Below are 18492 nucleotides of genomic sequence, written 5' to 3'. Positions count from 1 at the left end.
GTGGCGGCCGCCTTTCTTTACCGAGGTCTACCCCGTGTTTACCGAACTCGCTCTGCACGAGCGCCTGCTCAAGGCCCTCGACACCCTGGGCTTCAAGACGCCCACCCCGGTCCAGGCCGCTGCCGTGGGCCCGGCCCTGGAGGGACATGACCTGCGCGTCACCGCCCGTACCGGCAGCGGCAAGACCGCGGCCTTCCTGCTGCCACTGCTGGATCGACTGCTCAAGGATCCCAAGCCGCGTTCCGGTGCCCGCGCCCTGATCCTGCTGCCGACCCGCGAGCTGGCCCAGCAGACCGCCAAGGAAATCGAACGCTTCGGCCAGTTCACCTTTCTCAAGGCCGGCCTGGTGATCGGCGGCGAGGACTTCCGCGTCCAGGCCGCCGGCCTGCGCAAGAATCCCGAGATCCTGGTGGCCACCCCCGGTCGCCTGCTGGAGCAGCGCAACGCCGGCAACGTGGATCTCAAGGACATCGAGATGCTGGTGCTGGACGAAGCCGACCGCATGCTCGACATGGGCTTCTCCGAGGACGTGCTGCAGATCGCCGCCAGCTGCGAGCGCGAAGGCCGCCAGACCCTGCTGTTCTCCGCGACCAGCGGGGGCAACAGCCTGCGTCAGGTGGTCGAGCAGGTCCTGCGCGAGCCGCAGAATCTCATGCTGGACCGCACCGGCGAGCTCAACGAAGCCGTGGTGCAGCAGGTGATCCTGGCCGACGAGCCTCCGCACAAGGAGCGCCTGCTGCAGTGGCTGCTGGCCAACGAGACCTATCGCAAGGCCATCGTCTTCACCAACACCAAGGTGCAGGCCGATCGCCTGACCGGTCGCCTGGTGGCCGAGGGCCTCAAGGTCTTCGTGCTGCACGGCGACAAGGACACCAAGGACCGCAAGCTGGCCGTGGAGCGGCTGCAGAGCGGCGCGGTCAAGGTGCTGATCGCCACCGACGTGGCCGCCCGCGGCCTGGACGTCGACGGCCTGGACCTGGTGATCAACTACGACCTGCCGCGCAGTGGCGACGAATACGTCCACCGCATCGGCCGCACCGGGCGCGCCGGCGAGGCCGGTCTGGCGATTTCTTTCGTCACCCATGGCGACTGGAATCTGATGTCCAGCATCGAGCGCTATCTCAAGCTGAGATTCGAGCGTCGTCACCTGCCGGGTCTCAAGGCCAGCTACAGCGGTCCGAAAAAGCTCAAGGCCTCGGGCAAGGCCGCGGGCGTGAAGAAGAAAAAGACCGAGGGCAAGAAGGACGGCAAGGCCAAGACCAAGGCCAAACCCAAGTCCGAACGCCGTCCCGGCGCCTTGGTGCCGAGCTCGGCCGACGGCTTCGCGCCGCCGCGCAAGCGCACCCAGGAGTGATCTTGCGGCGCGCCTGAGGCGCCAACCCGCGGCGAGACCGCAGGGCAGGGCGCCTCAGTGCTTGGCGGCGTTGTCGAACAGCTGGAAGACCGGCGCACGCCGCGTAGGGCGTCGTTGCAGATCCGGTTGCTGGATCAGCAACCAGGCCTGCAATTCCGGTTCGGGCATGGGCTTGCCGATCCAGAAGCCCTGGCCTTCGTCGCAGCCCATGGCCAGCAGGCTGGCCAGGGCCTCGGCGGTCTCGATACCCTCGGCGGTGATGCGAAAGCCCAGTTGATGGGACAGTTCGATCAGCGAGCTGACGATCAGCCGGTCCTTGGTGCGGTGGGTCAGCTCGCGGACGAAGCTGCGGTCGATCTTGATGGTGTCGGCCGGCAACTCGCGCAGGTGCGAGAGGTTGTTGTAGCCGGTCCCGAAGTCGTCGATGGCGATGCCGATGCCCAGCTCGCGCAGGGCGGCCAGCTGCCGATGGATCAGCGCCACGTCACCCAGCAGGGCATTCTCGGTGACCTCCAGCTCCAGGCGCCGGGGGTCGACCGGATAGCGCTGCAGCAGGTCGGTGGTGTGCTCGGTGAAGTCCGGATCGTTCAGGTCATGGGCGGAGATGTTGATCGCCACCCCCAGGCCCCGGCCCTCGCGTTGCCAGGCATAGGCCTGGCTGATGGCCTGCTGCATGACCCAGCGACTCAGCGCGGTGATCAGCGCGGTCTTTTCCGCCAGCGGAATGAATTCCGCCGGACTGACCGGGCCAAGGTGCGGATGCTGCCAGCGCAACAGCGCCTCGACGCTGTGGCAGCGACCGGTGGCCAGATCGATGCGCGGCTGATAGACCAGGCTCAACTGGTCCTCGGCGCGCAGTGCCTGGGGCAGGGCGCTGAGCAGGGCGAAGGCGCGGCGGTAGGCGGCGTCATGCTGCGGATCGAAATACCGGCAGCCGCGCATTTCGGCGCGGGCATCGTCGGCTGTGGCGATCAGGGCACGCAGCCAGTCGGTGGGATGGTCGTCGGTCAGGGACATCACCCCCAGGCCCAGCCGGGTCTGGATGGGAATGCCATTGTAGTCGAGCACCCCGGTCAATTCCTGCTGCAGGCGCTCAAGCAGCGCCCGCTGCGCGGCCTCGTCGGCGTCGTGCAGCAGAAAGCCGAAGCGGGCCGGTCCGAGGCGATACAGCGGTTGTTCAGCCGGTAGCAGGCGGCGCAGGTGCTGCTTGATGGCCCGTTGCAGGCCATCGAAATGCGCCTGGCCCATGGCCTTGATGAAGTCGTTGAGATAGCTCTGGGCGAACAGATCGGCCGCCACCGCCACCACCGAGGTACCGGCCCGGGCCAGGGCTTCGGCATCCTCGCTGAAGCGCTGACCATTGGGCAGCTGGGTGACCGGATCCCAGAAGGCTTCGGTGCGCAGCAATTCGATGTGCTGGCTGGCAAGGGCCGCCAGTTGCTGCAGCGCCACCAGCCGATCCTGGGGCAGGGCGGCGCGGGGAGCGGCATCGAACAGGCAGAGACTGCCGAGCATCAGCCCTTCGGCGGTGCGCAGCGGCGCGCCCAGGTAATAGCGGATGTTCGGTGCACCTCTCACCACCTGGAGGTCGGCGAAGCGTGCGTCATCACGCGCATCCTCGACCTGCAGCGGCAGGACGGATTCCTGCAGGTGCTGGCAGAACGACTGGGTGCGCGGAACGGTGAAAGGCTCGCAGCCTACGGTGGCTCGACAATGGACCTGCTGGCCGTCAAGAAAGCAGATCATTGCATAGGGCACATCGAACAACCGGGCGCAGAGATCGGTGAGATCCTGGAAGGCACGGTCGGCAGGGCGGTCGATCAGGGCAAGATCGCGCAGCAGTGCAAGACGCTGGCGTTCGTTGGCCGCAGTGAGTGGAGCGGGCTCCATAGCAACGTCTCGGTGCGCTGTAGTAGCAGATTGCTACTTAGAGCGTGATCGGGTCGAGAGTTCCCTCTCTACCCGCCTCACACTCTACCGGTTGTCATTTATCTGTCGAAAGGATCAGGCCGCGAAGTAGAACACGGCGAACAGCCCCTCGGGGTCGGTCCACACCCGCACCTGTCTGAAACCGGCGTCTTCGGCCAATGCACGAAAGCTCGCCAGGCTGTACTTGTAGGAATTCTCGGTATGCAGCCGCTCGCCTTCGCGGAAGGTGAAGCGGCGGCCTTCGAGACGTACCGTCTGGTCGCGGGTACTGACCAGGTGCATCTCGATACGCGCCTGTTCTTCGTTGAAGAAGGCCAGGTGGCGGAAGCGCTGCGGATCCAGATCGGTGTCCAGCTCGCGGCGGATGCGTTCGAGCAGGTTGAGATTGAAGTCGGCGGTCACTCCCGCGGCATCGTTGTAGGCCGCATCCAGCCGCGCCCTGTCCTTGATCAGGTCCACCCCGATCAGCAGGCCCCCGGTCGCCGGCAGCATCCGGTGCAGATTGCGCAGGAAAACGCCGGCTTCTTCCGGGGTAAAGTTGCCGATGCTCGAACCGGGAAAGAAGGCGATGGGGCGCAGGCCGTCGAGACTGTCGGGCAGGGTCATGGGCCGGCTGAAGTCGGCGCAGGCGGCGCTGACGTCCAGCCAGGGATAGTCGGCCGCCAGACGCTGGGTGCTGCTGAGCAGGAATTCCCGGGAGATGTCGATGCCCAGGTAGCCGGCCGGGTGCATGGCTTCCAGCAGCAGTCTCACCTTGCGACTGGCGCCGCTGCCCAGTTCGACCAGGGCGGCGTCACGCCCGGCCAGGCGGGCGATCTCACCGGCCGCCGCGGCCAGGATGCCCTCTTCGGTGCGGGTGGGGTAGTACTCGGGCTGCCGGGTGATGGCCTCGAACAGCTCCGAACCGCGCTGATCGTAGAAGTACTTGGGCGACAGCGCCTTAGGGGTCTGGGCGAAGCCCTGGAGCACATCGTCCCGCAGCGAGCTGTCGGCGACGGTCACCGGTTGCTGATCGAAGAAGCGCACGGCTAGGGCCATGGGTCAGACCTCTCTGGCCAGGCGCAGGCCGGAGAACTGCCAGCGCATGGTGGGATAGAAGAAGTTGCGGTAGGTGGCACGCACATGGTCCTGGGGCGTGGCGCAGCAGCCCCCGCGCAGGACCATCTGGCCGGACATGAACTTGCCGTTGTATTCGCCCAGGCTGCCCGGCAGTGGCTTGAAGCCGGGGTATGGGCGGAAGGCGCTGCCGGTCCACTCCCAGACGTCGCCGAACAGCTGGCGCATGCCCTGGTCCGCATTGGCGACCGGTTGCAGGTGATCCTGGTCGACGAAGTTGCCCTGGATCGGCTGGCGCGCCGCCACGGTTTCCCATTCCGCCTCGGTGGGCAGCCGGGCACCGGCCCAGCTGGCGTAGGCATCGGCTTCATAGAAGCTCAGGTGGCAGACCGGTGCGGTTGGATCCACCGGGGTCAGGCCGCCCAGGGTGAAGTGGTGCCAGACGCCATCGAGCTTCTGCCAGTACAGCGGCGCCTGCCAGCCAAGGGTGCGGATGGCCGCGGCGCCGTCGGACAGCCAGAGATCGCTGCGGCCGTAGCCGTTGTCTTCGATGAAGGCCAGGTATTCGCCATTGGTGATCAGCCGATCGGCCAGCTGGAAGTCGTCCACGAATTGCCGATGCACCGGCGTCTCGCAATCGAAGGCGAAGCCGTCGCCGCCATGGCCGACATGCCGGACGCCGCCCGGATGGGCTTCCCAGCCCAGGGGCGCGACCGCGGCCTTGGGGCCCTTGGCCAGGTCGGCGCGATAGACCGGATGCAGGGGGTTCTGCGCCAGGATGTGCTTGATGTCCATGAGCAGCAATTCCTGGTGCTGCTGCTCGTGGTGCAGACCGAGTTCCAGGCGCCGGGCGATCTCGGCGGCATGTTCGGCGGGCGGCGCGCTGAGCAACTCGGCCATGGCGGTGTCCACCGCCGCGCGAAAGCGATAGACGTCGTCCACGCCCGGCCGCGACAGGTGCCCGCGGGCCGCCCGCGGAAAGGGCTTGCCATGGGTCTCGTAATAGGAGTTGAACAGGTAGTCGTAGGCCGGATTGGGCGTCTGGTAGCCCTTGAGGAAGGGCTTGAGGATGAAGGCCTCGAAGAACCAGGTGACGTGGGCCAGGTGCCATTTCGGCGGACTGACGTCGGCCATGCTCTGGATGACGTAATCCTCGACGGTGAGCGGGGCGCAGAGCGCCTCGCTGGCCCTGCGCACACGCTGGAAGCGCTCGAGCAGGGTGGTGGCGGTGTCACTCGCTGCGGGCAGCTCGCGGGCGAGAGGATTCATGGCGTTCTCCCTGGTCGGCCTTTTGGTTGTCAGGAAACCGACCGGGCGGCATAAGTTTAGTTCGCCCGGTTATGACGGGCGGTCTCGCTTACCCCTGTCTACCACCAGGTTTCCAGCTGCACGCCGAAGTTGTTGCCGTGGCGGGCATCGCCGAAGGCGCCGCTGTCGGACAGCGCCGTACCGGCCACGGCAGCATCCTGGGCACCGCGGTTCCAGCTGGCGTAGGTCCAGTAGAGGCGGATCTCCGGCCGGTCCATCAGCCCCATGCCGCCCAGCGCCAGGGTCGGCGCCACGGTGACCTTGTTCAGCTTGCGGGTGGCGCCGCTGTCGGGATGGATCTGGTCGTGGCCGAACTCCACCTGCAATTTGAACAGACGGGTGAAGGCATAGCTGGGCCGCACGCCGAAGGAGTACCAGGTCTGGCCGCCATCGCCGGGGGCGCGGTCGCGCTGATAGAGCGCCAGCAACTGGCCGCCGAAGCGCGGGGTGAGCTGCCAGCGCGGCGATTCGAGCACGCGCAGGCTCTCGTAATCCCTATCGGCGGTCAGGCTGCCGGTCGCGCCCAGGCCGGTGCCTGGCCCGCGACCGTATTGCACGGTGAAGACGTTGACCCCGCCAAAGAATTGCGCCTGCTTGTGCTCGGCGGTGGCCGACCAGCCGCTGTGGGCGTTCTGTACCTGACCGGCGCGCTGGATGTAGGACAGCCCCAGTTCGATCTCGCCACCGGGATTGGTCTTGATGCCGCCCAGGTTCAGGTCGTGGCGGTTGGCCTTGTCCGGCTGGTCGATGTTGTCTTCGCGACTGAAGGCGTAGCTCAGCCGCAGGCCGCTGTCGCCCAGGCCATAGTCCTCCACGCCGAAACCGGTGCCGCTCGGATTCCAGTAGTAGAAGTCGTTGATATGGATGTCGTGACGTTTGTAGTAGCGACGCCCGGCCCAGAGACCACCGCCATTGAGCGCCGGCAGGCTGAGACTGGTCCAGATCTGCGGCAGGCGCACGTTGCCGTTGTCGCCGCTGAAGGTGGGGGTCTGGTCATAGACGTTGTAGAGGCTGGCCATGCCGTGCACCTTGAGTTCGGTGCCATCGACGCCCTTGTACAGGGTCTGGTGCAATTCGAGTTCCCAGTAGGTCTCGCATTCGTTACCCAGGCGGTACTTGGCGGGTGCGCCGGGCAGCTGGAAGCAGCTCTGCTTGCCGCCTTCCGCGGAGCCGCCGACACCCACTCGGCCGTAGCCGCTGAATTCCAGCGCCGTGGCGGTCAGCGGCAGGCTGCCGGCAAGGAAGGCAAGACAGCAGGTGGTGCCGGCCTGGCGGAGAACTCTGGTCATCCCGAAAATCCCTGTGTGGTTGGCGGACGCCGATCGGACCTGGGCCCGGCTCGACAAGTTGCGCGAATTTCCCAGCCGATCAAGGACTTGCCTTGGTTCGAAGGCACGGATCAAGACCGCCGAAAGCGGCAGCCTAAAGAGAATGGTTGACGACCACGGCTCCTGCTGGCGACGCTTGGGTTTTGCCTCAAGGAAAGTATTACAAAATGAAACCGACGCTGCTGATGGCCCCGCAATTGCCGCAGGGACTGGTGACCCAGCTCGAAGCCCACTACCGGGTCCTGGGGCCCTTTCCTTCGGCCGATCCCGCGGCGCTGCCCGCGGGGGCTGAGGAGGCCGTGGCGCTGCTGACCATCGGCGGCCTGCCGACCCGCGCCGCGCTGCTGGATACCCTGCCGGCGCTGCGGCTGGTGGCCTGCTACGGCACCGGCTACGAAGGCGTGGAACTGGATGCCTGCCGCGCGCGCGGTATCGCCGTGACCACGGCCGGCGATGCCAATGCCACCGCCGTGGCCGAATTCGCCTTTGGCCTGATCCTGGCCAGCGCGCGCCGCCTGCTACAGGGCGACGCCTTCGTCCGCAGCGGCCGCTGGCAGGGCAACGCCGTCGAGCGCATGCCCCAGGTCCCGGGCCTGGCCGGGCGGCGCCTGGGCATCTATGGCCTGGGCGAGATCGGCCGCCGCATCGCCCGGCGTGGCGCGGCCTTCGACATGGAGATCGGCTATTTCAATCGCTCGAGGCGGGAAGGGCTGGACTATGCCTATCACGGCAGTCTGCTGGAGCTGGCGCGCTGGAGCGACGTGCTGGTGGTGGCGGTCCGCGCCAGCGCCGAGACCGCGGGCGCGGTGGATGCCGAGGTCCTGGCCGCGCTCGGCGCCGAGGGCCATCTGGTCAATATCTCTCGCGGCAGCGTGGTCGACGAGGATGCCCTGGCCGATGCCCTGGAGCAGGGGGGGATCGCTGGCGCCGGGCTGGATGTCTTCGCCCGCGAACCCGAGGTGCCCGAGCGCCTGCGCCAGCAGCCCAACCTGGTGCTCAGTCCCCATGTCGCGGCCAATGCGGCCTCGGCCCAGCAGGCCCAGCAAGAGGTGATGCTGGCGAATATCCAGGCCATGCTGCAGGGGGGCGAACTGCGCAATCGCATCGCCTGAGCCGCCGGTCGGCTTGGGTTGTGGCCCCGGATGGCCCCTCCCATATTGGGCGCATGACCTCGAATTCGCCTGCCGCCGTCCTGGCGGACTTTCACGACGCGCCGCGCAGCTGGTTCACGACGCGCTTTCCCGCCCCGACCGAGGCGCAGCTCAAGGCCTGGCCGGCCATTCGCGCCGGTGAATCGGTGCTGGTGGCGGCGCCCACCGGGTCGGGCAAGACGCTGACCGCCTTCTTCGCCGTACTCGATGGCCTGGTGCAGGAAGCGTTGCAGGAGGGTGGCCTGCCCGAGGCCTGCCTCTGGATCTATGTGTCGCCGCTCAAGGCCCTGTCCAACGACATCCGCCTCAATCTCGAAGAACCCCTGGCCGGCATCGGCGCGGCGCTGGAGGCGCGGGGGTTGCCGCCGCTGGCCTTGCGCACGGCGGTACGCACCGGCGATACCCCGCAAAAGGAGCGGGCCGCCATGCGCCGGCGACCGCCGCACCTGCTGGTCACCACCCCCGAATCCCTCTATGTGCTGCTGGGTTCGGATTCCGGGCGACGGATGCTGGCCAGCGTGCGCGGCGTCATTGTCGACGAGATCCATGCCATCGCCGATGGCAAGCGCGGTAGCCACCTGACCCTGAGTCTGGCGCGTCTGGAGGCCCTCACGGGCCATCCGCTACAGCGCATCGGCCTGTCCGCCACCCAGAAACCGCTGGCCGCCGTGGCCGCCTTTCTGGTCGGCCGCGACGCCCAGGGGCAGCCCAGGCCCTGCACCGTCATCGACATCGGTCATCAGCGCCCCCGCGACCTGGCGCTGGAGGTGCCGCCCATTCCCCTGGAGGCGCTGCTGTCCACCCAGGCCTGGGAGCTGATCTACGACCGCCTGGCCGAACTGGCCGAGGCGCACCGCACCACCCTGGTGTTCGTCAACACCCGCCGGCTGGCCGAGCGCATGGCGCGCCAGCTCTCGGATCGCCTCGGCAATGCCCAGGTCGCCGCCCACCACGGCAGCCTGGCCAAGGAGCAGCGACTGGACGCCGAGCAGCGCCTCAAGCGCGGCGAATTGCGCCTGCTGCTGGCGACCGCTTCCCTGGAGCTGGGCATCGACATCGGCGAGGTCGATCTGGTCTGCCAGATCGGCTCGCCGGGTTCCATCGCCGCCTTCCTGCAACGGGTCGGCCGCGCCAATCACCAGGTCGGCGGCCTGCCCAAGGGACGGCTGTTTCCCACCTCGCGCGACGACCTGGTGGAGTGCGTGGCGCTGCTCGACTGCGTGCGCCGGGGCGAGCTGGATACCCTGCACATCCCCGTGGCGCCGCTGGACGTCCTGGCCCAGCAACTGGTGGCCGAGGTCGCCTGCCAGGAGTGGTCGGAAGAGTGCCTGCTGGCCGTGCTGCGCCAGGCCGAACCCTATGCCGCGCTGAGCGAGGCCGACTACCGGGCCGTGGTGGAGATGCTCAGCCAGGGCTATACGGATCGCCGCGGTCCGCGCGCCGCCTATGTCCATCGGGATGCGGTCAACGGACTCCTGCGCGGCCGTCGGGGCGGCAAGGCGACCGCCGTGATGAGCGGCGGCACCATCCCGGAAAGCGGCGACTTCAGCGTGCTGCTGGAACCCCAGGGCCATACCGTCGGCAGCGTCAACGAGGATTTCGCCTTCGAAAGCCTGGTGGGCGATGTCTTCCAGCTGGGCAACACCGCCTACCGCATCGTCAAGATCGAAGGCAGCAAGGTGCGGGTGGAGGATGCCAAGGGTCAGCCGCCCAACATTCCCTTCTGGCACGGCGAGGCGCCGGGGCGCAGCGATGAACTGTCGGCGGGTCTGGCGCGGCTGCGCGCGGAACTCGAACCCCTGCTGCCCGGCGCCGACGAGCCGCCCGAACCGGCCATCGCCCGCATCGGCGCGGCCTATGCGCTGGCCGAGGACGCAGCGCGCCAGCTGGTGGACTATCTCGGTCGGACGCGCCAGGCGCTAGGCGCCTTGCCGACCCAGCAGACCCTGGTGATGGAAAGATTCTTCGACCAGGCCGGCGGCATGCAGCTGATCATTCATGCGCCCTTTGGCAGCCGCATCAACCGTGCCTGGGGCCTGGCCCTGCGCAAGAGATTCTGCCGCACTTTCAATGTCGAGCTGCAGGCGGCGGCGACCGAGAACGCCCTGATCCTCTCGCTGGCCACCAGCCACAGCTTCGTGCTCGATGAGGTCTGGCGCTATCTGCATCCGGCCACCGCCGAGACCGTGTTGATCCAGGCGCTGCTCGACGCCCCGCTGTTCGCGGTGCGCTGGCGCTGGAACGCCACCACGGCCCTGGCGCTGCCGCGCTTCAGCGCCGGGCGCAAGGTGGCGACCCAGGTGCAGCGCATGCGCAGCGAAGACCTCCTGGCCACGGTCTTTCCCGATCAGGCGGCCTGCCTGGAAAATCTCGCCGGCGAGCGCCAGGTGCCGGAGCACCCGCTGGTCCGCCAGACCCTCGATGATTGCCTGCACGAATCCCTCGACAGCCGCGGTTGGCTGGCCCTGCTGGGACGCATCACGGCGGGCCAACTGACCCTGCTGACCCGCGACCTGCCCGGACCTTCGCCGCTGGCCGCCGAGGTGCTCACGGCCAAGCCCTATGCCTATCTGGACGACGCGCCCGTCGAGGAGCGGCGGACCCTGGCGGTGCAGAATCGCCGCTTCGGCGGTGCCGATCCCGACGAACTGGGCGCCCTGGATCCGGCGGCCATCGCCCTGGTCCGGGAGGAAGCCTGGCCACGGCTGGAAAGCGCCGACGACCTGCATGAAGCCCTGCTGGGCGTCGGCTTCCTCACCGAGGCCGAAGTCGCACCGCGGCAGACCCAGGCGCGCCAGCTGGTCAAGGCCGGGCGGGCAGGGCGGCTGCGGCTGCCGGCCGCGACCCTGTGGATCGCGGCCGAGCGACTGCCATTGTTCCAGGCGCTGTTTCCCGGCGTCGCCACCGAGCCGGCGCTCGAGGCACCGCCGGGTTTCGCAGCGCCCGCGGATGCCGAGGCGGCCTTGGTGGAGCTGCTGCGCGCGCGCCTCACCGCCCTGGGTCCGGTAGACCAGGATGGACTGGCCGCCAGTCTAGGGTTGCCGTCGGCCCAGCTCGCACCGGCGCTGCTGGCCCTGCAGGGTGAAGGCTATGTCCTGCAGGGACGCTTCACCGCGGCGGACAGCGCCGGGGAATGGTGCGAGCGCCACCTGCTGGCGCGGATCCATCGCTATACCCTGGGGCGGCTGCGCAAGGCCATCGAGCCGGTGGCCCTGGCCGACTACCTGAGATTCCTGCTGGAGCACCAGCATCTGACCGGTCCGGCGATCCTGAGAGGCAATGAGGGCCTGGAGCAGGTGATCGGCCTGCTGGAAGGCTTCGAGGTCGCCGCCGCCGGCTGGGAAGGCGAGATCCTGCCCAGTCGCCTGCCGAGCTATCAGTTCACCTACCTCGATGACCTCTGTCGCGCCGGTCGCGTGGTCTGGTTGCGCCTGCCCCAGGCGGGGCGCGGGGGCGGCGGACCGGTCAAGGGTTCGCCCATCGTCCTGCTGCCGCGCCGCCACCTGGCCGACTGGAACAGCCTGACCGAGCCCGCCGGCAGCGAAGTGCTGTCACCCAAGGCGCAACGGGTGCTGGAGGTGCTGACGCGCAGGGGCGCCTCCTTTTTCGATGAATTGCTCGGCGAGGCGCGCCTGCTGCGCAGCGAGCTGGAGACGGCCCTGGGCGAGCTGGTAGGGGCCGGTGCGGTCAACGCCGACAGCTTCGCCGGCCTGCGCGCCCTGCTGCAGCCGGCGGCCAAGCGTGGCAGTGGTCGCAGCGGTTCGCGCCGCGGGCGCATGGCGCTCTATGGCGGGATGGAGGATGCCGGCCGCTGGGTCGCCTTGCGGCCCGCCGAGGCGCCGGACGAGGCGCGGCTGCCGGATGCGCTGCTGGAGCGGCTGGTCGGGCTGCTACTGCGTCGCTATGGCGTGCTCTGCTGGCAGCTGCTGCAGCGCGAAAGCGCCGTCCTGCCGCCCTGGCGCGATCTCCTGCGCGCCTGCCATCGCCTGGAAGCCCGCGGCGAAATCCGCGGCGGGCGCTTCATCGCCGGTCTGTCCGGCGAGCAATTTGCCGATCCGGCGGCCATCGCACCCCTGCGTGAGTGGCGCCAGCGTCCGGCCGAAGATCTCTGGGTGTGCGTCTCGGCGCTGGATCCGCTCAATCTGGTCGGCACCCTGCTGCCCGGGGCCAAGGTGCCCGCCGTGGCCGGCAATCGCCTGCTCTATCGCGACGGAGTGCCGATCGCCACGCGGGTGGGAACCAGGGTCGACTGGCTGCTGGAGCTGGACGCAGGAGAACAGGTGCGGGCGCGGCAGGCGCTGCAGCAACTGGGACGGGAACGGCCCCAGGTCGGCATCGGGCGCAGCCTGCTGCGGCAGTAACGACTAGAAGAAGGGGTGCGAGGCCTTGAGCATCAGGGCGCTGTCGCAGTAGGTGTTGTGGCCCGAATACACCGAGCAGTCGGCGCCTCTCAGGCTGGTGCCGCTGTAGGTCAGGTTGAACAGGGTATTCACCCACTTGCGACTCAGATTCACCGACCAGTCGTTGAAGCTGCGCACCATGCCGCCGCTGTCGAGGGTCGTGGGTACGTCCAGCACATAGTTGGTGTACTTGAGCGAGACACCGGTCTTGATCAGCGGCAGGGTCCCCAGGTCGGCATAGACCGAGGCATTGTGGCGCCCCGGGTCATTGGCGAAGGCGGCGCCCAGGCGCTTGCCATAGACGGTCATCCCGGAATACAGCTCGCGACTGGGATCGACGTTCTGGATCAGGTTGCTGTAGTTGATCACGCCCAGTTCGTAGCCATAGCCAGGAGCGAAGCGGTGCTTGTAGCCGGCGTAGGTGTCCATCTCCAGCAGCGGCGCTTCCGCGGACGAGGCGTTGTTGGTCGTCCACTGGCCGAAGTACAGCCCGCTGTCGTGGGTGAGATCGAAGCCACCGCCCATGCCGGCGGAGTTCGGTGCGACCAGTCCCTGGGCCATGCTGCGTGACGGCGCCGTGCCCATTTTCAGATCGAAATCCCCTACCTCGCGCTGCATGCCCCAGCTGGCCGCCAGCGCCGGACTGGCCAGCAGCCCTAAAACGAGGAAGAGAGGTAAGGATCTGGTCATGGGAGCACTCCTGCCGTGCCGGTCACGCAAACTTGAGAAAGGATGTGATGGGGATAACAACAAGCAGGGAGAACATCGAGGTGCGAACACCCTGATGACATCGTTGTTATTGGATGAGAAACCGCGGCTAACCCGTTATCGTCCCTCGATGATAACCAACGAAGAGGGCATTTTTTCGCCATTCGTCAGTTTTCAGATCGAGAATTGAACTCGTCGCTAGGCTCCAGACCGTCGAATTTGATATGGGTTCCGATAACAATCGGCAACCGACTGCTCTGCGAGCGAGCATTCACGCGGCCGCTCCCGTCCAGTAAAAGACACACTTTTTGACAAAGCGCAGCCCTGTTGCGACGAACAACCGCACGCCAGTGGATTGAATCGACAGGGAAAGGCTCAATATTGTGGAGGAGGGCAGCGCGCGCTGCCCGCCATGGCTGTCCCTGACTGAGCGCTGGCTCGAGGAGTTTTCATGAACGACCGTATACAAGCTCTGATGCTGGACCTGCTCGCCCGACTCGGTCTGGTCAAGGCCATCCCGATTCCCAGTCGCGAGCGCGAGCAACTGGCTGCCCAGCGTCGTCGTCAGCAGCAGCACCGCTGAACGCGCTGATGCGAATCCGAGCGGCGGGCGCCGCCGGGTTCGCGTAGGGTCCCCGGCCGGGGACCCGGGCTTACTTCAGATTGCCGCTGAGAAACTGGCGCAGGCGTTCGCTCCGCGGACTGACCAGCACTTCGCTCGGCGGACCTTCTTCCTCCACCACCCCCTGGTGCAGGAACAGCACCTGGGAAGACACCTCGCGGGCGAAGGCCATCTCGTGGGTCACCATGAGCATGGTACGACCTTCTTCCGCCAGGGCGCGGATCACCTTGAGCACCTCGCCGACCAGCTCCGGGTCCAGGGCCGAGGTGGGCTCGTCGAACAGCATGATCTCCGGTTCCATCGCCAGCGCACGGGCGATGGCGACCCGTTGCTGCTGACCGCCGGACAGGAAGGCGGGGTACTGTTCGGCGACTCGGGCGGGCAGGCCTACCTTGTCCAGGTACTTGCGTGCGCGGTCTTCGGCTTCCGCCTTGCTCACGCCCAGGGCCTTGCGCGGCGCCAGGGTGATGTTGTCCAGCACGCTCAGGTGACTCCAGAGGTTGAAGTGCTGGAAGACCATGGCCAGGCGGGTGCGCAGATTCTGCAGCTGGGCCGCATCGGCCACCCGGACGGCGCCGCGATCATCGGCCATGCGAACGGTCTCGCCGTCCAGGGTCATGGTCACGGCGTTGGGCTGCTCGAGGAAGTTGATGCAGCGCAGAAAGGTGCTCTTGCCCGAGCCACTGGCGCCGATCAGGCTGACCACATCGCCGGTCTTGGCCTTGAGCGACACGCCCTTGAGCACTTCATGGTCGCCGTAACGCTTGTGCAGGCCTTCGACGGTCAGTTTGTACATGGATAGGGATTCCACAGCAGAAAAGGGGTAGGGATCACGGCGAGAGCAGGTAGCCGCTGCGATAGGCCTCGGTGCCCGCCACATGGGCGATCACCATGCCGGCGGTGGCCATGCGGCGATTGGAGCGCGCATAGAGGATGCCGGCGACCGCGCTGCGCACCTCTTCGACGCGATCGCTGATCGGATCTATGACGTGCGCCAGCACCTGGCCGACCGCGATGCGCTCGCCCACCTGGGCCTTGAGCACCAGCACACCGCCCTGGGTGGTCGCCACCGGCTCCACGGCCGCCAGCGGCGTGGCCGGTTGCAGCAGCGGTGGCAGCGGGGCGGCGGTGCCGCTCAGGAAGCCCTGGTGGCGCAGGTAGTTGACGATGGCCTCGGCATCCGCGGCGGCGAGATCATCACGCACGTCCAGCTGGCCGCGCAGCTCCAGGGTCACCGACAGGCTGCCCAGGGGCAGGCGCTCGCCAAAGCGCTGGTTGAGATTCCACCAGAGCAGGGTGAAGCATTCATCGAAGGACTGGCCGCCCGAATCGGTGGCGAGCAGGCTGGCTTCGGAACCGAAGTAGCGCGCCAGCGGTTCGACCTCGGGCCAGGCTTCCGGCGTGGTGTAGAGGTGGGCCACGGCGTCGAAATCGCAGTGCAGGTCGAGCACCACCTCGGCGTCGCAGGCGAGGCGCTGCAGGGTCAGGCGCTGACTGTCGAGCTGGGTAGTGGCGGATTCCGCGGCCAGGGCCGTGCGGAAGACCTCGCGCACCAGGGCCTGGTTGGCGGCCACGTCATCGCCGAGGCGCTCGGCGATGACGGCCTCCACCTGGGCGGTCATGTCGCGGAAGCGGCGATTGAAGTTCTGCCCCGTCTCCAGCTCGTAGCGACCGAGGTGGACGTCGGCGACCTGCTGGTCCTGGCCGATGGGGTTGGCTACCGGCACCAGCACCACTTCCGCCAGCAGTTCACCGGCGGCTTCCAGCGCCTTGAGGCGCTGCTTGAGGTGCCAGGCGGTAAGCATGCCGGGCAATTCGTCGGCATGCAGCGAGGCCTGGATATAGACCTTGCGACCGCTATCGGCGGGGCCGAAGTGGAAGCTGTGGATGCAGCGCTCGGTGCCCGGGACCGGGGCGACCAGCGGATGGGTGAGATGGCGCATGACAACTCCGGGGCCGCGCCGGGCGCGGCCGCTTGGGTCAGTGGGTCGGGCCGAGGAAGGCCAGCCAGCGGCGCTCCGCCAGGCGGAACAGGCCGATCAGGATGAAGGACACCGCCAGGTACAGCAACGCGGCCAGGCCGAAGGCCTGGAAGGTCAGGAAGGTGGCGGTGTTGGCATCGCGGGCGATCTTGAGCAGGTCCGGCACCGTGGCGGTAAAGGCCAGGGTGGTGGAGTGCAGCATCATGATGACCTCGTTGCTGTAGAACGGCAGCGAGCGGCGCAGCGCTGAGGGCAGGATCACGTGCACATAGAGGCGCCAGCCGTCCAGGCCGTAGGCCTTGGCCGCCTCGACCTCGCCATGGGGGGTGTTGCGGATGGCCCCGGCGAAGATCTCGGTGGTGTAGGCGCAGGTGTTCAGGGCAAAGGCCAGAATGGTGCAGTTCAGGCCGTCGCGAAAGAAACTGCCCAGCATCGGCTGGTCACGCACGAAGCCCAGGCTGTAGATGCCGGTGTAGCAGATCAGCAGCTGCAGGTATAGCGGGGTGCCACGAAAGACGTAGGTATAGAAGCCGATCGGCCAGCGCAGCCAGCGGCGCTCCGAGACCCGGGCTACCGAAAGCGGCACCGAGACGATGAAGCCGATCACCACCGAGGCCACCAGCAGCCAGAGGGTCATGGCCAGGCCGGTGATGTGGTAGCCGTCGGTCCACAGCAGCGGTTTCCAATATTGCTGCAGGAGTTCGATCATCGCTTGGCCTCCCGCACGCCGACGTGGTAGCGCCGTTCCAGCGCCCCGAGGATGGCGTTGGTCACGGCGGTGATGAGCAGATAGATGACGCCGGCGACGATCAGGAAGTAGAACAGCTTGAAGGTGCCCTTGCCGGCCTCCTGGGAGGCGCGGACCAGATCGGCCAGGCCGATGATGGAGACCAGCGCGGTGGCCTTGAGCAGCACCTGCCAGTTGTTGCCGATGCCGGGCAGGGCGAATCTCATCATCTGCGGAAAGGTGATCAGGGTGAAGGTCTGCCAGCGGGTCAGGCCGTAGGCCAGGGCCGCTTCGCCCTGGCCGCGCGGCACCGCGAGGATGGCGCCGCGAAAGGTCTCGGTGAAGTAGGCGCCATAGATGAAGCCGAGGGTGGCGATACCGGCGGCCATGGGATCGATGTCGATGTAGTCCCAGCCCATGTAGTCGGTGAGGGCGCCCAGCCAGTTCTGCAGGCTGTAGAAGATCAGCAGCATCAGCACCAGATCGGGCACGCCCCGGATCAGGGTGGTGTAGCTCTGGGCGATGAAGCGCAGGGGTGCGAGGCGCGACAGCTTGGCCGAGGCGCCGAGCAGGCCGAGGATGACCGCCACGATCAGCGCGAAGCCGGCGAGCTTGAGGGTCGTCAGGGTGCCTTCCAGGATCAGCGGGCCGTAGCCATGCAGGCTGAGCGTGCCCAGTCCGATGGACTGCAAGAAGGAGTCGAAGGAATTCTGCTGCATGCGTCTTGGGAGAATCGCCTGGTGAGGCCGCGGGCGCCACGAGCGCCAACGGTCATACGTAAAACGCCCCCGGTGGCACCGGGGGCGTCTGCCGAACCGACCTTACTTGGGATCGTAGAGGTTCAGGTCGCCGAAGTACTTCTTCTGGATCTTGTCGTAGGTGCCGTCGGCGTGGATGGCCGCGATGCCCTTGTTGACGAAGGTCTTGAACTCGTCGTTGCCCTTGCGGATACCGATGGCGGTATCGGCCGGCAGCAGCTCGTCGTGGATGGCGGTGTTGGTGTAGCCCTTGCCCTGGGGCGACTTCATGAAGCCACCTTCGGCCTGCAGCATGTCCTGCATGGCGACGTCGATACGACCGGACACCAGGTCGGCATAGACCTGATCCTGGTTCTGGTAGCTCTGGACGTTGACGCCGTTGGGCGCCAGCTTCTGCTTGGCGAAGGTTTCCTGGATGGTGCCCTGCTGCACGCCGACGGTCTTGCCCTTCAGGCTTTCCGCGGTGGCCTGCAGGTTGGCGCCTTCCTTGGTGACCATGGAGGAGGGACCCGACCACAGCAGGTCGGAGAAGTCGATCTGCTCGGCACGCGCCGGGGTCTTGGTCAGCGAGGACAGGATGCCGTCGAACTTGCGCGCGCGCAGGCCGGGGATCAGGCCGTCGAAGTCACTCACCACCCACTTGCACTTCACTTCCAGCTTCTCGCAGATGGCGTTGCCCAGCTCGATGTCGAAGCCGACGAAGCTGCCATCGGCGGCCTGGGATTCGAAGGGCGGATAGGTGGTATCCACACCGAAGCGGATCTCTTTCCATTCCTTGGCCATCGCCGAACCGGCGGCCAGACACAGGGCGAGCGCAGAGAGAGTCAGCCAGCTTTTTTTCATGTCGGATCCTAGTGCGAATGTGGATGAAATCATGGCGCCAGTACGACGCCCGTGCCCTCGCGGGAGCAATAAGCTTACCAGTCGGCGAAGATCGTCCCAAATCTGTACGCGGTTGCCGCGTTGGTTACATCCTGTAGCAGCCGACCCAGCCAAGCGGCGCGCATTATGCACCGGAAAGGCGCGGCTTTCCTGCCCGTGGCGGACGAACGCACTGCTTTGGGTCTAAAAAGACACGCGTGCGCCAAAGGTGGGCAAAAAGGTAGCAGAAGACCCGATTCGATAAGACATCGTATCTGCTCGGTAGCAATAGCGGCGTGCGGCTGTGT

The 18492-nt window shown here is 67.0% G+C and carries 14 protein-coding genes; 4 read left to right on the top strand and 10 right to left on the bottom strand.

Annotated features, from left to right (window positions below; all coding sequences use genetic code 11):
• The first annotated feature begins 34 nt into the window (after positions 1 to 34).
• The gene (locus DBY63_RS01100) at positions 35 to 1354 is read left to right on the top strand and encodes a DEAD/DEAH box helicase (protein ID WP_108581069.1); all 1320 of its coding nucleotides are present in this window, start codon (positions 35 to 37) and stop codon (positions 1352 to 1354) included.
• Between the two features lie 54 nt (positions 1355 to 1408).
• Here DBY63_RS01100 and DBY63_RS01095 read toward each other — a convergent pair whose 3' ends face one another.
• The 4 genes from DBY63_RS01095 to DBY63_RS01080 form a co-directional block, all read right to left on the bottom strand.
• Positions 1409 to 3244 (bottom strand): GGDEF and EAL domain-containing protein, encoded by a 1836-nt coding sequence (locus tag DBY63_RS01095; RefSeq protein ID WP_108581068.1) that lies wholly within the window; start codon positions 3242 to 3244, stop codon positions 1409 to 1411.
• Positions 3245 to 3358: 114 nt separating this feature from the next.
• A complete protein-coding gene (gene egtD, locus DBY63_RS01090; protein WP_027599816.1) occupies positions 3359 to 4321 on the bottom strand; it encodes an L-histidine N(alpha)-methyltransferase in 963 nt (320 codons plus the stop codon).
• A gap of 3 nt (positions 4322 to 4324) precedes the next feature.
• Complete coding sequence (gene egtB / locus DBY63_RS01085; protein WP_042133447.1) at positions 4325 to 5608, bottom strand: ergothioneine biosynthesis protein EgtB; 1284 nt, start codon at positions 5606 to 5608, stop codon at positions 4325 to 4327.
• Positions 5609 to 5706: 98 nt separating this feature from the next.
• Positions 5707 to 6936 carry a carbohydrate porin gene (locus DBY63_RS01080; protein ID WP_027601917.1) on the bottom strand — a complete coding sequence of 410 codons (1230 nt, stop codon included), beginning with the start codon at positions 6934 to 6936 and terminating at the stop codon, positions 5707 to 5709.
• Between the two features lie 206 nt (positions 6937 to 7142).
• On the opposite strand from DBY63_RS01080, the gene DBY63_RS01075 reads away from it, so the two are divergent.
• Both DBY63_RS01075 and DBY63_RS01070 read left to right on the top strand, forming a co-directional pair.
• Complete coding sequence (locus DBY63_RS01075; protein ID WP_108581067.1) at positions 7143 to 8087, top strand: 2-hydroxyacid dehydrogenase; 945 nt, start codon at positions 7143 to 7145, stop codon at positions 8085 to 8087.
• A 53-nt stretch (positions 8088 to 8140) separates the two neighbouring features.
• Positions 8141 to 12487 carry a DEAD/DEAH box helicase gene (locus tag DBY63_RS01070; RefSeq protein WP_108581066.1) on the top strand — a complete coding sequence of 1449 codons (4347 nt, stop codon included), beginning with the start codon at positions 8141 to 8143 and terminating at the stop codon, positions 12485 to 12487.
• 3 nt (positions 12488 to 12490) lie between these two features.
• On the opposite strand, the gene DBY63_RS01065 is transcribed toward DBY63_RS01070, so the two are convergent.
• Positions 12491 to 13216, bottom strand: a complete 726-nt coding sequence (locus DBY63_RS01065) for a TorF family putative porin (RefSeq protein WP_027599811.1) — start codon at positions 13214 to 13216, stop codon at positions 12491 to 12493.
• 469 nt (positions 13217 to 13685) lie between these two features.
• Here DBY63_RS01065 and DBY63_RS25115 point away from each other — a divergent pair, with 469 nt between their 5' ends.
• Positions 13686 to 13817 carry a hypothetical protein gene (locus tag DBY63_RS25115; protein WP_256594330.1) on the top strand — a complete coding sequence of 44 codons (132 nt, stop codon included), beginning with the start codon at positions 13686 to 13688 and terminating at the stop codon, positions 13815 to 13817.
• Positions 13818 to 13887: 70 nt separating this feature from the next.
• Here DBY63_RS25115 and DBY63_RS01060 read toward each other — a convergent pair whose 3' ends face one another.
• The 5 genes from DBY63_RS01060 to DBY63_RS01040 form a co-directional block, all read right to left on the bottom strand.
• Positions 13888 to 14652: an ATP-binding cassette domain-containing protein gene (locus tag DBY63_RS01060; protein WP_007158914.1), complete on the bottom strand. Its 765-nt coding sequence runs from the start codon at positions 14650 to 14652 to the stop codon at positions 13888 to 13890.
• 34 nt (positions 14653 to 14686) lie between these two features.
• Positions 14687 to 15799 (bottom strand): succinylglutamate desuccinylase/aspartoacylase family protein, encoded by a 1113-nt coding sequence (locus DBY63_RS01055; protein WP_108581065.1) that lies wholly within the window; start codon positions 15797 to 15799, stop codon positions 14687 to 14689.
• Positions 15800 to 15836: 37 nt separating this feature from the next.
• On the bottom strand, positions 15837 to 16547 hold the full coding sequence (locus DBY63_RS01050) for an ABC transporter permease (protein WP_007158912.1): 711 nt from the start codon (positions 16545 to 16547) through the stop codon (positions 15837 to 15839).
• The gene (locus DBY63_RS01045) at positions 16544 to 17284 is read right to left on the bottom strand and encodes an ABC transporter permease (protein ID WP_007158911.1); all 741 of its coding nucleotides are present in this window, start codon (positions 17282 to 17284) and stop codon (positions 16544 to 16546) included. The genes DBY63_RS01050 and DBY63_RS01045 overlap by 4 nt, the downstream gene beginning before the upstream one ends.
• Positions 17285 to 17386: 102 nt before the next feature.
• The gene (locus tag DBY63_RS01040) at positions 17387 to 18166 is read right to left on the bottom strand and encodes a transporter substrate-binding domain-containing protein (protein WP_007158910.1); all 780 of its coding nucleotides are present in this window, start codon (positions 18164 to 18166) and stop codon (positions 17387 to 17389) included.
• Positions 18167 to 18492 lie beyond the last annotated feature (326 nt).

The sequence above is a fragment of the Pseudomonas sp. RIT411 genome (assembly GCF_003057735.2).
Classification (GTDB): Bacteria; Pseudomonadota; Gammaproteobacteria; order Pseudomonadales; family Pseudomonadaceae; genus Chryseomonas; species Chryseomonas oryzihabitans.
The sequence above is the reverse complement of the archived record's forward strand: the minus strand, read 5'-3'. Positions and strand labels throughout refer to the sequence as shown.

Excerpts from the sequence above, each read along its gene's own strand:
- DBY63_RS01095 (WP_108581068.1), bottom strand. The coding sequence starts at position 3,244 with ATGGAGCCCGCTCCACTCACTGCGGCCAACGAACGCCAGCGTCTTGCA.
- egtD (WP_027599816.1), bottom strand. The coding sequence starts at position 4,321 with ATGGCCCTAGCCGTGCGCTTCTTCGATCAGCAACCGGTGACCGTCGCC.
- egtB (WP_042133447.1), bottom strand. The coding sequence starts at position 5,608 with ATGAATCCTCTCGCCCGCGAGCTGCCCGCAGCGAGTGACACCGCCACC.
- DBY63_RS01080 (WP_027601917.1), bottom strand. The coding sequence starts at position 6,936 with ATGACCAGAGTTCTCCGCCAGGCCGGCACCACCTGCTGTCTTGCCTTC.
- DBY63_RS01075 (WP_108581067.1), top strand. The coding sequence starts at position 7,143 with ATGAAACCGACGCTGCTGATGGCCCCGCAATTGCCGCAGGGACTGGTG.
- DBY63_RS01070 (WP_108581066.1), top strand. The coding sequence starts at position 8,141 with ATGACCTCGAATTCGCCTGCCGCCGTCCTGGCGGACTTTCACGACGCG.
- DBY63_RS01065 (WP_027599811.1), bottom strand. The coding sequence starts at position 13,216 with ATGACCAGATCCTTACCTCTCTTCCTCGTTTTAGGGCTGCTGGCCAGT.
- DBY63_RS25115 (WP_256594330.1), top strand. The coding sequence starts at position 13,686 with ATGAACGACCGTATACAAGCTCTGATGCTGGACCTGCTCGCCCGACTC.
- DBY63_RS01060 (WP_007158914.1), bottom strand. The coding sequence starts at position 14,652 with ATGTACAAACTGACCGTCGAAGGCCTGCACAAGCGTTACGGCGACCAT.
- DBY63_RS01055 (WP_108581065.1), bottom strand. The coding sequence starts at position 15,799 with ATGCGCCATCTCACCCATCCGCTGGTCGCCCCGGTCCCGGGCACCGAG.
- DBY63_RS01050 (WP_007158912.1), bottom strand. The coding sequence starts at position 16,547 with ATGATCGAACTCCTGCAGCAATATTGGAAACCGCTGCTGTGGACCGAC.
- DBY63_RS01045 (WP_007158911.1), bottom strand. The coding sequence starts at position 17,284 with ATGCAGCAGAATTCCTTCGACTCCTTCTTGCAGTCCATCGGACTGGGC.
- DBY63_RS01040 (WP_007158910.1), bottom strand. The coding sequence starts at position 18,166 with ATGAAAAAAAGCTGGCTGACTCTCTCTGCGCTCGCCCTGTGTCTGGCC.